The following is a 14,318-nucleotide window of genomic DNA, read 5'->3' as shown; positions in this document are numbered from 1 at the left end:
CGATGGTCCCCACGTTCACGTGCGGCTTGGTCCGCTCGAACTTCTGCTTCGCCATAGCCATCCCTCCAAGGTTTGGAGGATGCCCCTCGGGCGAGACGGCCAATCATCGGGCGGGCGCTGCACGAAAAAATGGCCTCCAGCATGCTGGAGGCCATGGTCCATCGGTTTGGATTGGAGCCCGCAGGCGGACTTGAACCGCCGACCTCCTCCTTACCATGGAGGCGCTCTACCGACTGAGCTATGCGGGCAGGGGCCGGCGTCGCCGGCCGGTTGGTTGCGGGGGCCGGATTCGAACCGGCAACCTCCGGGTTATGAGCCCGACGAGCTACCGTTGCTCCACCCCGCGTCGCGGTGGCACGGACGGTTGCCTGCTTGGTGGAGGGAGGAGGATTCGAACCTCCGAAGGCAACGCCAGCAGATTTACAGTCTGCCCCCTTTGGCCAGCTCGGGAATCCCTCCGCGTCGGCAACCGCCCGAGCCGCAAGGACGATTATAGCAGGGCCGCGACGGAGCGTCAAGGCCGGCTCCCCTGAGACGGTGAAGGGCCGGACCGACCGGTCCGGCCCTGGAGCCGGCGGCGGGACTCGAACCCGCAATTCCCTTTCGGGCCGTCTCCTTACAAGGGAGCCGCTCTACCAGTTGAGCTACGCCGGCCTGAACTCCATGTTGAATCTTAACGGCCTCTGGCCTCGCCGTCAACGGCTCCGGCCCGGCCCAGCCCTCACGAGCGGCTCTCCATCTCCCGCCGCTCCAAGTACCGCTCCAGCTTCCGCTTCACCCGCTGCAGGGCGTTGTCAATGGACTTGACGTGCCGGGAGAGATCGTCCGCGATCTCCTGGTACGACTTCCCTTCCAGGTAGGACATGAGCACCTGCCACTCCAGCGGGCTAAGGAAGCCGTTCATCTTGCTTTCAATGTCGTTGAACTCCTCCTGGCTGATGACCAGCTCCTCAGGATCGCTGATCCGGCTCCCGGCCAGGACGTCCATGAGGGTCCGGTCCGACTCCTCGTCGTACATCGGCTTGTTCAGCGAGACGTACGAGTTGAGCGGGATGTGCTTCTGCCGGGTCGCCGTCTTGATGGCGGTGATCATCTGACGGGTGATGCACAGCTCCGCAAAGGCCCGGAAGGAGGCCAACTTCTCGGCCCGGAAATCCCGGATCGCCTTGTAAAGGCCAATCATACCCTCTTGAATGATGTCCTCGCGATCGGCCCCGATGAGGAAGTAGGAACGGGCTTTGGCCCGCACGAAGTTGCGGTACTTGTCGATCAGGTACTCGAGGGCCGCTTCCTCACCCTCCCGCGCGAACTCGACGACTTCCTCGTCGTCCAGTCGCTCGAATAGCTCGTAGAGTTCTCGGCGAGACGCCTCTTTACGGGCGGGAAGGCTCAAAGCAAAATCGCCCCCATAGGAAGATTCATTCAAGTCCAGATGCGCCGCTCGGGAAATGGAGACGGATTCCCTGCGTTGTGGTGGCTTCTCCGGCCCCTTCCAGGGGCCGACCTGCCGTTACGGCCGGTTCTGGGGAACCGGCCGTGCTGGTCTTGGGGAGCCTCTCAACCGGACAAGTCGTCCACGCGGATTATACACTAGGCTCGCGAGAAGCGTCAAGAAAGGCCCTTTCGGCCCATCGGGCCCGTCCCATCCCGTCTCATCACGGCTGGGCGGGGGGCTGGAGGGGCCCGGGCGGCCGCACAATGCGGGGCTCGGGCAGGTAGCGATCCCTGGAGAGTTTCTCAGTTCGCACCACTTGGCCATCCGTCCCGAAGAAGAGCCGCTCTGTCTCCACCACGTACTCGGGGCGGCCGGGGACGACCACTTCCAGCTCGTGCACCGAGAGGCCCGGCGGCAGGTCCCTCACGTCGGTCCCATCCTCCCATTGGAACGGAGGCGGCACCTCTTGGATCAGGCGGGTCCGGACCTCCACCTGCTGGCGGTCGCCGGGGTGGCCCCAGAGGGTGACGATCAGCCGGTCGCCCTCCACCAGGCTCTGGATCAGGACGGGATGGCTCAAGGTATTGCGAAAGCGCAAGTCGATGAGGCGGTCGAGGACGGTGGCATCCCGCCCCAGGGGGAGGTAGGTCACGGGGATGGAGTGGTGGCGCCGCTCCACCACCTCCAGCCCAGCCAAGAGCGCGGCGTTGTAGGTGGTGGACGACAGCTGGCAAACCCCGCCGCCGATCCCGGCCACCAGCCGCCGGCTGACGATGATGGGCGCCGGCAGGAAGCCCCGGGCTTCAGTGCGCAGGCCGACCACGTCGTTAAAGGAGAAGATCTGGCCCGGCTCCACCAGGGTGCCGTCCAAGAGGGAGGCACTCAGCCGGATGTTGGTCGCCCGGTTGACGTCATCGGGATCGAAGCGGGTGGTGAAGGAGCTGAGGCGAGTCCAGGGCGCCAGGGCCTCCAATCGTTCCGCGGTCACCTCAGCCCGGGTGGCGACCACGGGCAGCTGAATCCGGAGGGGCCCGGGACCGGCCCCCAGGCGGCGGAAGGCCGTCTCGACCCGGCGGACCGCCTCGTCCAGGTCCAGCCGCCGGCCGGGCTGGTCGGGGATCACCCGGCCCTGGGCATCGAGCCTGGCGGGGACGGGATCCACCCGGACGGAGCCGGCCACCCGCTCCCGCAGCCAGCTGCGGATCCGCCACGCCTCCAGCGTGACCACGGGGAGGTCGGGGCTCTCAGGCCGGGGCGGCGCGGCGGCCAGGGCCCGGGTGGCCACCCAGTCCACCCGCAGGGCCACATCGGCCCCGGTGAGGCGCCACGTCTGGTCGCTCCCCTCCACCCAGAGGTGGACCTCTCGCCGGGCCAGGGCCTCGTCCAAGGCCTCCAGGCGCGGGGCGGACCAGGGCTCGGGCGCGGCGGTCAGGAACCCAGGGCTGTAGGAGAGCACGATGAGGGCCGCGACCCAGAGGATCGTCACCAGGCCGGCGACCTGGCGGCCAAGCCTTGCCATGGCCCCATCCCCGCCTTTCGCCCCTAGTCTATGCGCCGCCCCTGGCCGGTGGACTGGTGCCTTCCGCCTCCTCCGCCAGGATCCTGCGGCGGAGGACCTCGAAGAGGCAGAGGGCCCCCGCCACCGAGACGTTGAGGGAGCTGACGTGGCCCCGCATGGGAATCCGGATGAGCTCGTCGCACCGCTGGCGCACCAGGGGCCGCAAGCCCGCCCCTTCCGAGCCCACCACCACCACCAGCCGGGGCGGCAGCTCCACCTCCCAGAGGTTCCGGGCTCCAGCGGGATCAAGCCCCATCACCCAGAAGCCCGCCTCCTGGAGCTGGACCAGGGCCCGGGCTAGGTTGACCACCTCCACCCAGGGGAGGTAGCTGGTGGCGCCAGCGGCCACCCGCTCCACCGCCGGGGTCACGGTCGCGCTCCGCCGGGCGGGGACCACCACCCCGTCGGCGCCGGCGGCGTCGGCGCTCCGGATGAGGGCGCCCAGGTTGTGCGGATCCTGCACCTGGTCGCAGGCCAGGAGGAGGGCCTCCTCCCTGGGGGCGAGGGTCTGGAGGAGCTCCCCCAGGCTCCAGGGGGCGGGGGCGGGTCCTTCCGCGATGACGCCCTGGTGGCGGCCCGTCTGGCTGAGCCGGTTCAGATCGTCCGGCGCCACCCACTCGATGGGGACCTGGCGCGCTTCGGCCGCCTGCAGGAGCTCCTCCCAAGTGCGGCCCCGCCGGCCCTCGGCCACGAGAAGGCGGTCGATGGGCCGGCCCGAACGGAGCATCTCCAGCACCGCCTGGCGCCCCTCCACCCGGCTGAGGCGGGCTCGTTCCCGTCGGGGGTTTCGGCCCTTTACCGGCTTGCGTCGCTGAGGATCCACCGCGCGCCCTCCCGGGTATCCTCCACCTGAATGCCCAGGGCTTTCAGCCGGTCCCGGATCTGGTCGGCCAGATCAAAGCGCCGCTCGCTCCGGACCTGCTGGCGCACCTCCAGGATGAGGTCGACCAAGGGAACCAGGAGCTCCCCGTCGTCCGCCCGCGAGTGCAGCGGTTCGTCCAGCCGCAGGCCCAGGATGCCGCCCAGCCGGATGAGGAGCCGGTACGCCCGGTGGAGGGTGGGCTGGGGGCCCGGCTGGGGCGCGGGCTCCGCCTCCGTCAGGTACCGGTTCACCTCCCGGGCCAGCTCGAAGAGGCGGGCCAGGGCCATGGCGGTGTTGAAGTCGTCCTCCATCGCCTCATGGAAGGCGGCTTCCTTCTCCTGAAGGACCCGCTCCAGCGCCTGTTCAGCCGGCCCGGCGGCCGCCGCCTCAGAGGAGAGCTGGGGGGCGTCGGGGTGGAGGCGACGAGCCAGGTCGCCCACCGTCCGGTAGAGCCGCTCCAAACCCCGGGCTTGGGCCTCCAGCGCCTCCTCGGTGAAGTCAATGGGCGTCCGGTAATGCTTGGAGAGGAGCAGGGCCCGGACCACCGGCGCGCCCCAGCGGTCGGCCACGTCCCGGAAGAGCCAGAAGTTGCCCAGGGACTTGGACATCTTCTCGCCGTCCACGTTGATGTAGCCGTTGTGCACCCAGTAGGTGACCACCGGGTGCCCCACGGCGCCTTCGCTCTGGGCGATCTCGTTCTCGTGGTGGGGGAAGATCAAGTCAGCCCCGCCCGTGTGGATGTCGAAGCGCTCCCCCAGGTAGGCCATGGACATGGCGGAGCACTCCAGGTGCCAGCCAGGCCGCCCCCGGCCCCAGGGCGACTCCCACCAAGGCTCCCCCGGCTTGGCGGCCTTCCAGAGCACGAAGTCGGCCGGATGGCGCTTGTGGGCCGAGGCCTCCACCCGGGCGCCCGCCTCCAGCTGGCTCACCTCCTGGCGGGAGAGCTGGCCGTAGCGGGGAAACCGTTCGACGGAGAAGTAGACGTCGCCGCCGGCAGCGTAGGCCAGGCCGTTGTCGAAGAGGACCCGGATCAGGTCGATCATGGGGCCCACGTGGTCCCGGGCCCGGGGGAGGACCGTGGGCATCTCGCACCCCAGCCGGAGGAGGTCCTCCAGGTAGGCCCGGGTGTAGCGGTCCACCACCTCGTCCACCGAGACCCCCAGACTCTGGGCCCGCTGGATGATCTTATCATCAATATCGGTCACGTTCTGGACGTGGAGGACCTGGTAGCCCCGGTCCCGCAGGTACCGCTTGATCACGTCAGGCACCACGAAGGCCCGGGCGTTCCCCACATGAAAGTAGTCGTAGACCGTCGGCCCGCAGGAGTACATCTTCACCCGGCCCGGTTCAACGGTCTCCAGAGGCTCCTTCTTCCCGGTGAGCGTGTTGTAGATCTGGATGGGCACCGTCCTGACCTCCCTGTGCTCCGCTTCCATTCTGCATCCCTTTCTCCAGGGCGTCCAAGCGAGCCTCCAAGGCTGCGAGCCGAGCCTCCAGGGCCTGGAGGGCGCTGGCCACCGGATCCGGCAGGCGGGCGTGGTCCAGATCGATGCTGTCCACCCGCCGGCCGTCCTGGACCACCACCCGGCCGGGCACCCCCACCACCGTCGAGTTGGGGGGCACCTCCTGGAGGACCACCGCCCCCGCCCCGATCTTGGCCCCGTCCCCCACCTTGAAGGAGCCCAGCACCTTGGCCCCTGCGGCAATGACCACATTGTTGCCGATGGTCGGGTGCCGCTTCCCTTTCTCCTTGCCCGTCCCGCCCAGGACAACGCCCTGGTAGAGGGTGACATTCTCCCCGATCTCAGCGGTCTCGCCGATGACCACGCCCATGCCGTGATCGATGAAGAGGCCGGGGCCCAGCTTCGCCCCCGGGTGGATCTCAATGCCCGTCAGGAACCGGCCGATGTGGGAGACGACCCGGGCCAAAACGTAGCGCCGGCGGCGGTAGAGCCAGTGGGCGATTCGGTGGATCTGGATGGCGTGGAAGCCCGGATAGGCCAAGATGACCTCCCAGACGCTCTTGACGGCCGGGTCCCGCTCGAAGACCACCTGGATGTCCCGCTTGATCCGTTCAAACATGCCCTTCCCCCTCACAACCCCTGCACCTGGCCCCAAGAAAAAAGCCCGCCTCGCAGCCTGCCTGCAGAGACGGGTCTCCCCGCGGTTCCACTCTGCTTGGCCCGCCCCCAGAACGGGCCCCCTCGTTGCGGACGTCCAGCGTCCTCCGCAGTAACGGGCGGAACCGGCACGCCCTACTGGCCGCGGTGGGCGTTCGGACGGGCAGCTCCGGGAGGCACCGGCACCAGGCGGGCCAGGGCGCTCGCAGCCGGGACGCCCCTCTCTGGAGGCCGGACCTTGGGCCCTTCTCCCTTCATCGCCTTCGATGCATCCTCGCCCCGAGGCCGGCTCCCAGCGGGCCTCGAGGTGGATCCCTCAGAGGTGGATCCATTATAGGAACTGGGCCCAGCAAGCGTCAACCGGACCCTCAGGCCCGTGCCTCCCCGGATCCCAACTCCTCCAGGGCCCGGCGGCACCAGCGCCGGACATCCTCCCGGAGGGGGAGGGTGGCCAGGCGGTCGGGCCCATACCAGTCCAGGTGGTCCGACTCGTGATTGGGCCGGAGGGGACCCAGCCGCACCGGGCGCGCCAGGTAGACCAGGTCGATGTGCTCCCGGCCAGGGCCCGCGGGCTCCACCTGGATTCCGGCCGGGACCACCAGCTGACGGGGCTGCTCCAGGCCGGGAAGCCCCCGGGGCCCCACCAGCTCCACCTCCAGCCCCGTCTCCTCCCGGACCTCCCGGCGGGCCGCCTCATCGGGCAGCTCGTCGGGCTCGATGTGGCCTCCCGGGGGCAGCCACGTCTGGTGCTTCCGGTGCCAGAGGAGGAGCACCCGCCCCTGGTGGACAACGAAGACCGCCACCGTCCAGCGCCGCCGCAACCCCTCACCCTCCTTTGCCGCCTTGGAGCAAGGTCGTTGCTTCGCCGGCCGTTCGGTGATATCCTGGAAGTGCAATCGATCAGGACCTTCGGGGCAGGGTGAGCGCCTCTGGCGCAATTCCCGACCGGTGGTGATGCGGCCACACGCCGCGAGCCCACGAGCCCTGGCATCAGGGTTGACCCGGTGCGAATCCGGGGCCGACGGTAAAGTCCGGATGGGAGAAGGTCCCAGGCGACCGCGCGCGGCCGTCTTGTGCCCCGAGGGTGTTTTCGCCCCCGGGGTTTTTTGTTGGGGTGCGGCAAGGGGGACAGGTTGGGTGGAGACTCGGGAGGCCGCTCCGGATCCTTTCAGCGCCGACGACCACCGGTGGATGGGCCAGGCCCTGGCCTTGGCCCGCCAGGGGATCGGGCACAGCCAGCCCAACCCGGCGGTGGGCGCGGTGGTGGTGCGGGACGGCCAGGTGGTGGGGCAGGGGTTCCACCGCCGGGCCGGGGAGCCCCACGCCGAGGTCCTGGCCCTGAGGGAAGCGGGCGAGGGGGCCCGAGGCGCCACCCTCTACGTCACCCTGGAACCCTGCAGCCACCAGGGGCGGACGCCCCCCTGCACCGAGGCCATCCTGGCCGCCGGGATCCAGCGGGTGGTGGTGGCGGCCCGGGACCCCAACCCCCGGGTCGCCGGTGGAGGCATCGAGCGCCTGCGGCAGGCCGGCATCACCGTGGACGTGGGGCTCAGGGCGGCCGAGAGCGAGGCGATCAACCCCTGGTTTCCCACCTACATCCACCTCGGCCGGCCGTGGGTCCACCTGAAGCTGGCCAGCACCCTGGACGGCCGGCTGGCGGCGCGCACCGGCGACGCGCGCTGGATCACCTCGCCCGCAGCCCGCCAGGAGGTCCACTGGCTCCGTCACAGCTCCGGGGCGGTCATGGTCGGAGCCGGGACCGTCCGGATCGATGATCCGGCCCTCACCGTCCGGGATGTGGAGCCCCCCGGGGGCATCCACCAGCCCTGGCGGGTGGTGGTGAGCCGCCGCCTCCAGCTGCCTCTCCATGCCCAGCTGGTCACCTCCGCGGGGGCGATCCCCACCGTGGTCGCCACGGGTCCCGACGCCTCGCCGGCGACGGAGCGGGAGCTGCTGGCCAGGGGAGTCCAGGTCTGGCGGCTTCCGCCCGATCCTGCCAGCCCTGGGACCGGCCTGGATCTGCAGGCCCTCCTCCGCCGGTTGGGTGAGGCGGAGATCGCCTCGGTCCTGGTGGAGGGGGGGTCCCGGCTGGCCGCGGCCCTCCTGGAGCAAGGCCTGGTCGACTGGGTGAGCTGGTATGTGGCTCCCCGCATCCTCGGCGATCCGGGAGGGGTGCCCGCGGTGGCGGGCCACCCCAAGGACCGGCTGGCCGAGGGGTGGCGCCTGGAGCCCGGGCGCGTTCGGCGTGTGGGGAGCGATGTGGTCTTTGAAGGGGTTCCTGTCCGGGCGGCGGAGGCGTCGCCCGCGGCATCGTGAGGGAGGGGGAGACTGATGTTTACTGGCATCGTGGAGGAGATGGGCCAGGTCCAGGCCGTCGAGCGCCGGGAGGGGCTGACCCGTTTGGTCATCCAGGCCGAGAAGGTGATGGACGACCTGGAGATCGGCTCCAGCATCGCCGTCAACGGCACGTGCCTCACGGTGGTGGAGCGGGATGCGGCCACCTTCACCGTCGAGTGTGCGCCTGAAACCCTGGCTCGGACCAACCTGGGGGATTTGGCGCCGGGCCACCCCGTCAACTTGGAGCGGGCCCTGCAGATGAACGGCCGCCTGGACGGGCACATGGTGTTGGGCCACGTGGACGGCACGGCCCAGGTGGTGGAGGTGCTGCCCGAGGGGGAGAGCCACCGGATGTGGCTCCTGCCCGACCAGAGCCTGACCAAGTACATGCCCTACAAGGGCTCCGTCGCCCTGGACGGCGTCAGCATGACCATCGCGGCGCGGCGCCAGGTCGGCGACCAAATCCAGGTGGCCGTCATGATCATCCCCCACACATGGGAGGTGACCACCCTCGGCCGCCGGCAGCCGGGTGACCGGATCAACGTTGAGGTGGATGCGCTCGCCCGGTACATGGAGACCCTGCTCCAAGCCGGCGCGGTGCCGGGTCAGGAGGTGACCCCCTAATGGACCCCAAGACCGCTCTGGAACGGGTGGAGAAGGCCCTGGAGGCCCTTCGGGCGGGCCGGATGATCATCGTCGTGGACGATGAAGACCGGGAGAACGAAGGCGACCTGGTGATGGCCGCGGAGAAGGCGACACCGGAGGCCATCAACTTCATGACCCGGTACGGCCGGGGGTTGGTCTGCGTACCCATGACCGCGGAGCGGGCGGCCGAGCTCCAGCTGCCCTTGATGGTCGACCAGGGGGAGGAATCGATGGGGACCGCCTTCACCGTCTCCGTCGACGCCCGGGGGGTGCGCACCGGCATCTCCGCGGCGGAACGGGCCCGGACCGTCCAGCTCCTGGCCGACCCGGCCACCCGGCCGGAGGATCTCATCCGGCCCGGCCACATCTTCCCCTTGAAGGCGAAGGCGGGCGGGGTCCTGCGCCGGGCGGGGCACACCGAGGCGGCGGTGGACCTCATGCGCTTGGCCGGTCTCCAGCCCGTGGGGGTCATCTGCGAGATCATGAACCCCGACGGCACCATGGCCCGGCGTCCCGAGCTGGAGGTTTTCGCCCAGGAGCACGGGCTGGTCCTGCTCTCGGTCCGGGATGTGATCCGGTACCGGATGCACCATGAGCAGGTGGTCCGGCCGGTGGCCGAGACCCGCCTGCCCACCGAGCACGGCACCTTCCGCCTGGTGGGCTACGAGGCCATCGCTCCCGGGGAACACCACGTCGCCCTGGTCAAGGGTGAGGTGGACGACGGCGAGCCCGTCCTGGTCCGGGTCCACTCCGAGTGCCTCACGGGCGAGGTGTTCGGGAGCTTCCGGTGCGACTGCGGGCCCCAGCTGGAAGCGGCCCTCCAGCACATCGAGTGGGAGGGCCGGGGCGTCCTCATCTACATGCGCCAGGAAGGCCGGGGCATCGGCCTTCTCAACAAGATCCGGGCCTACGCCCTCCAGGATCAGGGGCTGGATACGGTGGAGGCCAACCACGCCCTGGGTTTCCCCGCCGATCTCCGGGAGTACGGCATCAGCGCCCAGATCCTCAAGGACCTGGGTGTCCGGTCGGTCCGCCTCATGACCAACAACCCCGACAAGGTCCGGAGCCTGGAAGGCTACGGGATTGAGGTGGTGGAGCGGGTGCCGCTGGAGATCGGGGCCAACCCCAGCAACCGTCGCTACCTGGAGACCAAACGGACCAAGATGGGCCATTGGCTGGAAGAGGCTCTCGCAGAAAGGGTGACCCAAGGATGAGGCCCGCACCCGTGGAAGCTTCCCTCGACGGACGTCAGCTCCGGATCGGCGTGATCGCCTCCCGGTTCAACAGCCTGGTGACCGACCGGCTCCTGGACGGAGCCCTGGCAGAGCTGAGCCGGCTGGGGGTACCGGCTGAAGGGATCCAGGTAGCCCGGGTGCCGGGCGCCTTTGAGCTGCCGGTCGCCGCCCTGGCCCTCGCCCGCTCGGGCCAGGTGGACGCGGTGGTCTGCCTGGGGGTGGTGATCCGGGGCGAGACCGCGCACTTCGAGTACGTGGCCCAGGAGGCCATTCGGGGCATCCAGGAAGTGGCCCTCACCACGGGGATTCCCTGCACCCTGGGCGTGCTGACCACCGAGAACCTGGAGCAGGCCCTGGACCGGGCCGGCGGCAAGGCGGGCAACAAGGGGGCCGAGGCGGCCCAGGCCGCGGTGGAGATGGCCAACCTCCTCCGCCGGTGGCAGGCACCCCCCGCCTGACGGCCCGGACCCGCCCCTGCTACCCCACCACCCGGGGAGCGCAGATGGCCACACAGAAGGCTGCGATCCCTTCGGCCCGCCCCAGGGCGCCCAGACCCTCGGGGCGGGTCGCTTTCACATTGACCTCCGCCTGGGCCCCCAAGACCTCCCTCAGCTTGGCGACCATGGCGGGCACGTAGGGGGCCAGGCGGGGTTCCTGGGCCAGGATGGTGGCATCCACCGCCACCACCTGAAGCCCCGCCTCGTCCACCGCCTCCACCACCCGCCGGAGGAGGCCCAGGCTGTAGGCCCCGGCAAAGGCCGGATCATCGTCAGGAAAGTGGCCCCCCAAGTCCCCCAGGCCGGCCGCGCCCAGGAGCGCGTCGGCGATGGCATGGGAGAGGGCGTCTCCATCCGAGTGGCCTACCAAGCCCCGCTCCCAGGGGATGGTCACCCCGCCCAGGATCAAGGGCCGCCCGGGCGCCAGCCGGTGGACATCAAAGCCAAAGCCGGCTCGGAGGCCCCAGGCCGGGGGCACGGCCGTCGCCAGCCCTTCCGGGCGCTGGAGCCAAGCCTCGGCCCGGACCAAGTCGTCGGGTGTGGTCACCTTCAGGTTCGCCGGGTGGCCGGGGACCACGCGGACGGGACGGCCTAGGCGCTCCACCAGCGCGGCGTCGTCCGTTCCCGACGCCCCGTCGGCCAGGGCCTGGCGGTGGGCCTGGAGGAGGAGATCTCGCCGGAAGGCCTGAGGCGTCTGAATGGTCCACAGGCCCTCCCGGTCCACCGTCTCCACCACCAGCCCTGTCCCATCGACCCGCTTGACCGTCTCATGGACCGGAAGGCCGCACGCGGCCGCCCCCTCCCGGAGGGCGGCGGCCAGCACCCGCTCCACCAGCTCCGGGGCCACCAGGGGACGGGCGCCGTCGTGGACCACCACCCACTCGACTGATTCAGGCAGGGCCTCCAGCAGGCGCCGAACCGACTCCTGGCGGCTCGCCCCGCCTTCCACCACATGCACCGGGTTCAGGCCCCAGGCGGCCAGGGTGGCCTCCAGGGCCGCCGTCTCCCCTGGCGGCGCCGCCACCCAGAGGGCCTCGACGGCCGGCGAGCGCTGCAGGGCCTCTAATGTCCATTGGAGGACGGGCCGGCCGGCCAGGGGGAGGAAAAGCTTTCTGGGCGCCGGGGCTTCCCCGCCCCGCGCGCGCAGCGCCCGCCGCATCCGCTCCCCGCGGCCTGCGGCGGGCACCAAGGCGACAACCCTCATCGGGGTCCCTCCTCTGGAGCTGGTGCCGCGGCTACAGGGCCTTCTCCAGCGGCTTGGGCCGGGCGAAGATCATCCGCCCCGCCGAGGTCTGGAGCACGCTGGTGACCAGGACCTCGATGGACTGGCCGATGTGCTTGCGGCCGCCATCGACAACGATCATGGTCCCGTCGTCCAAGTACCCCACACCCTGGCCCTGTTCCTTGCCGTCGCGGATGACGTGGACCACCATCTCCTCGCCCGGGAGGACCACCGGCTTGAGGGCATTGGCCAGATCGTTCACGTTCAGGACCGGAACCCCTTGGAGCTCGGCCACCTTGTTGAGGTTGAAATCATTGGTGACGATCTTGGCCTGCATGGTTTTGGCCAGGCGGATCAGTTTGGAGTCGACCTCGGTCAGGTCGGGGAAGTCCCGCTCCACCACCTCGACCATGGCCGGCGCGATCTCCTGCAGCCGCTGGAGCACATCCAGCCCCCGCCGTCCCCGATTCCGCTTGAGGACGTCGGAGCTGTCCGCGATGTGCTGGAGCTCCTCCAGCACGAACCGGGGCACCACCAGCGGGCCCTCGAGGAAGCCGGTGGCGCAGATGTCGGCGATCCGCCCATCGATGATGACGCTGGTGTCCAGGATCTTCCGAGTGCCCGAGCGGAACCGCCGGGCGCGGCCCCGCTCCGTCCCGGCGGGGAGGCGGAAGAACTGGACCAGCTCCTCCCGCTTCTTGACGCCCACCGTCCAACCGGTGTAGCCGAGGATGGCGGTGATGGCCAGGGGCAGGTAGGGCCCCACCAAGGGGATCTGATCGGGGAGGGGCAAGGTGATGAGGAGCGCAAGAATAAGACCAATGAGAAGACCCACCGCGCCCGCCAGGAGGTCAGCGGTGGGAATCCCTTGCACCGTTCCCGAAATCCAGCGGCTCCCCGCCTGGATCCCCCGGACGAGCCAGGGACCCAGGAGGTAGCCCACCATGCCGAGCAAGAGTGATCCGATGAGGAGGAGACGCCATGGTTCGCCGGTCAGGCCGAAGAGGGCCGGGTGGGCGATGATGGCGTTGGTCGCCTGATAACCGGCGATGAGGCCAGTGACCGCCAGAAGGATCCGGGCGACCCTTTCGACGGACACTCCCCCCACCCCCTTCCACGTCCTTGATCGATGGTAGGGTGCACAGTTCTTGGAATCCTATCCAGCCTGAACCCCGAGGCAGGAACAAGCAGCGCGACGTGGCCTGGGCGCTGCGGAAGGACGTTCACGCAAAAAGCTCGGCAAGACGGTGCTCGACCTGGTCGGGGGTGGTGTCCTGGGCCAGGACCAGCTCGCTCACCAAGATCTGCCGGGCCGTATCCAACATCTTCCGCTCACCGGTGGAGAGCCCCTTCTCCCGGTCGCGGATGGCGAGGTTGCGGACCACCTCGGCCACCTCGAAGATGTTTCCCGACTTGATCTTTTCCATGTTGGCACGAAAGCGACGATTCCAATTGCTCGACATCTCGGTCTCTTCGCCCTGGAGGATCTCGAAGACCTTCTTGATGCCCTCTTCGTCGATCACCTCACGCAAGCCAATCTCCTCGGCGTTGGCAATGGGGATCATCACCTTCATATCCCCGATGGGCAGGCGCATCACGTAGTACTTCTGTCGTTCCCCCAGGACCTCCCGTTCCTCGATGGCCTCAATGACCCCAGCACCGTGCATGGGGTAGACCACCTTGGCACCAATCTCAAAAGTCTGTCCCAACGAGCTCCCATCTCCTTATTGGCCCATCCCGAAGAAGGACCGTACAGTGATTATTCTACCCTTCCTGCGTCCCGCTGTCAATTTGGGCGGCCGCCCCTGGGCCGCGCCCGCCCAGCGCGCCCGGCCTCCGCCGCCAGGGGCTCGCTTGACACCCTCGCTGGCCCATCCCTATAATGGGGCCGTACCTCAGCCCCCCAAGGAGCGTGATCTCGTGGCCACCCCCCCGAGCAGCCAGGCCCCCGGCGACGCGCCGTCACGTTCCGTGGACCTCGCCCACTTCCAGCAGTCCGTCAACCGTCAGCTGATCCGCCACCGAAGCGTTCTGGACCTGGCCACCAAGCTGCAGGAGTCCCAGGCCCGCCTCCAACGGGCGGTGGCCAAGGCCATCACCCAGTGCGGCTGCATCGAGGTGCACGCGCGCAAGCAGACCTTCCCCACCGACGGAACCCTGGAGGATGCCTTGAAGGCTGTGGAATCCCACGTGACCGGAGCCTTGTGCGAGCAGTGCCGGGAAATCGTGGAGACCGAGATGGGCCAGCACCTCTTTTACCTGACGGCTTTGGCCCAGATTCTGGGACTCCAGGTTCAGGACGTCATCGACCAGGAACAACGGCACATGGACCTGCTCGGTCCCTACGGGCTCCGCTAGCCTTCTGAGCCCCTACCTCTTCTGCCCCTTCCCCGCCGCGGGCTGGCTC

14 protein-coding genes, 4 tRNA genes and 1 riboswitch are annotated in these 14,318 nt (G+C 69.3%); of the genes, 5 read left to right on the top strand and 13 right to left on the bottom strand.

The window, feature by feature from the left end; translation table 11 throughout:
• Positions 1-172: 172 nt before the first annotated feature.
• From FWJ67_RS06970 to FWJ67_RS06925, 10 genes are all read right to left on the bottom strand, one after another.
• A tRNA-Thr gene (locus tag FWJ67_RS06970) sits at positions 173-248 on the bottom strand.
• A 23-nt stretch (positions 249-271) separates the two neighbouring features.
• Positions 272-346, bottom strand: a tRNA-Met gene (locus tag FWJ67_RS06965).
• Between the two features lie 27 nt (positions 347-373).
• Positions 374-459 (bottom strand) — tRNA-Tyr (locus FWJ67_RS06960).
• A gap of 107 nt (positions 460-566) precedes the next feature.
• Positions 567-654: transfer RNA gene (locus FWJ67_RS06955), tRNA-Thr, on the bottom strand.
• A 67-nt stretch (positions 655-721) separates the two neighbouring features.
• Positions 722-1,393 carry an RNA polymerase sporulation sigma factor SigH gene (sigH, locus tag FWJ67_RS06950; RefSeq protein WP_304173631.1) on the bottom strand — a complete coding sequence of 224 codons (672 nt, stop codon included), beginning with the start codon at positions 1,391-1,393 and terminating at the stop codon, positions 722-724.
• Between the two features lie 262 nt (positions 1,394-1,655).
• Entirely contained in the window at positions 1,656-2,954 is a 1,299-nt protein-coding gene (locus tag FWJ67_RS06945; RefSeq protein WP_304173633.1) for a VanW family protein, read from the bottom strand.
• Between the two features lie 28 nt (positions 2,955-2,982).
• Positions 2,983-3,816 carry a 23S rRNA (guanosine(2251)-2'-O)-methyltransferase RlmB gene (gene rlmB, locus FWJ67_RS06940; RefSeq protein ID WP_304173635.1) on the bottom strand — a complete coding sequence of 278 codons (834 nt, stop codon included), beginning with the start codon at positions 3,814-3,816 and terminating at the stop codon, positions 2,983-2,985.
• The gene (gene cysS / locus FWJ67_RS06935; RefSeq protein WP_304173637.1) at positions 3,789-5,261 is read right to left on the bottom strand and encodes a cysteine--tRNA ligase; all 1,473 of its coding nucleotides are present in this window, start codon (positions 5,259-5,261) and stop codon (positions 3,789-3,791) included. Before cysS ends, rlmB begins: the two co-directional genes overlap by 28 nt.
• Positions 5,203-5,937 (bottom strand): serine O-acetyltransferase, encoded by a 735-nt coding sequence (gene cysE / locus FWJ67_RS06930; protein WP_369686572.1) that lies wholly within the window; start codon positions 5,935-5,937, stop codon positions 5,203-5,205. The genes cysS and cysE overlap by 59 nt, the downstream gene beginning before the upstream one ends.
• A 406-nt stretch (positions 5,938-6,343) precedes the next feature.
• Complete coding sequence (locus FWJ67_RS06925; RefSeq protein WP_304173639.1) at positions 6,344-6,796, bottom strand: NUDIX hydrolase; 453 nt, start codon at positions 6,794-6,796, stop codon at positions 6,344-6,346.
• Between the two features lie 80 nt (positions 6,797-6,876).
• A riboswitch (FMN riboswitch) is annotated at positions 6,877-7,026 on the top strand.
• A gap of 86 nt (positions 7,027-7,112) precedes the next feature.
• On the opposite strand from FWJ67_RS06925, the gene ribD reads away from it, so the two are divergent.
• The 4 genes from ribD to ribH are packed head-to-tail and all read left to right on the top strand — an operon-like array spanning position 7,113 to position 10,650.
• Entirely contained in the window at positions 7,113-8,291 is a 1,179-nt protein-coding gene (gene ribD / locus FWJ67_RS06920; protein WP_304173641.1) for a bifunctional diaminohydroxyphosphoribosylaminopyrimidine deaminase/5-amino-6-(5-phosphoribosylamino)uracil reductase RibD, read from the top strand.
• 15 nt (positions 8,292-8,306) lie between these two features.
• Positions 8,307-8,936, top strand: a complete 630-nt coding sequence (locus FWJ67_RS06915; protein ID WP_304173643.1) for a riboflavin synthase — start codon at positions 8,307-8,309, stop codon at positions 8,934-8,936.
• Positions 8,936-10,171: a bifunctional 3,4-dihydroxy-2-butanone-4-phosphate synthase/GTP cyclohydrolase II gene (locus FWJ67_RS06910; RefSeq protein ID WP_414481701.1), complete on the top strand. Its 1,236-nt coding sequence runs from the start codon at positions 8,936-8,938 to the stop codon at positions 10,169-10,171. Before FWJ67_RS06915 ends, FWJ67_RS06910 begins: the two co-directional genes overlap by 1 nt.
• Positions 10,168-10,650, top strand: a complete 483-nt coding sequence (gene ribH / locus FWJ67_RS06905) for a 6,7-dimethyl-8-ribityllumazine synthase (protein WP_369686573.1) — start codon at positions 10,168-10,170, stop codon at positions 10,648-10,650. The genes FWJ67_RS06910 and ribH overlap by 4 nt, the downstream gene beginning before the upstream one ends.
• A 19-nt stretch (positions 10,651-10,669) precedes the next feature.
• Here the strand turns inward: ribH and ispD are convergent, their stop codons facing one another.
• The 3 genes from ispD to FWJ67_RS06890 form a co-directional block, all read right to left on the bottom strand.
• Positions 10,670-11,893 (bottom strand): 2-C-methyl-D-erythritol 4-phosphate cytidylyltransferase, encoded by a 1,224-nt coding sequence (ispD, locus tag FWJ67_RS06900; RefSeq protein ID WP_304173650.1) that lies wholly within the window; start codon positions 11,891-11,893, stop codon positions 10,670-10,672.
• A gap of 31 nt (positions 11,894-11,924) precedes the next feature.
• Positions 11,925-13,010 carry a PIN/TRAM domain-containing protein gene (locus FWJ67_RS06895; protein ID WP_304173651.1) on the bottom strand — a complete coding sequence of 362 codons (1,086 nt, stop codon included), beginning with the start codon at positions 13,008-13,010 and terminating at the stop codon, positions 11,925-11,927.
• Positions 13,011-13,134: 124 nt separating this feature from the next.
• Positions 13,135-13,620: a CarD family transcriptional regulator gene (locus FWJ67_RS06890; RefSeq protein WP_414481702.1), complete on the bottom strand. Its 486-nt coding sequence runs from the start codon at positions 13,618-13,620 to the stop codon at positions 13,135-13,137.
• Positions 13,621-13,831: 211 nt separating this feature from the next.
• On the opposite strand from FWJ67_RS06890, the gene FWJ67_RS06885 reads away from it, so the two are divergent.
• Positions 13,832-14,269: a hypothetical protein gene (locus FWJ67_RS06885; protein ID WP_304173656.1), complete on the top strand. Its 438-nt coding sequence runs from the start codon at positions 13,832-13,834 to the stop codon at positions 14,267-14,269.
• The last annotated feature ends 49 nt before the right edge of the window (positions 14,270-14,318 follow it).

It is taken from the genome of Limnochorda sp., from assembly GCF_047459355.1.
Classification (GTDB): domain Bacteria; phylum Bacillota; class Limnochordia; order Limnochordales; family Limnochordaceae; genus Limnochorda.
The sequence above is the reverse complement of the archived record's forward strand: the minus strand, read 5'-3'. Positions and strand labels throughout refer to the sequence as shown.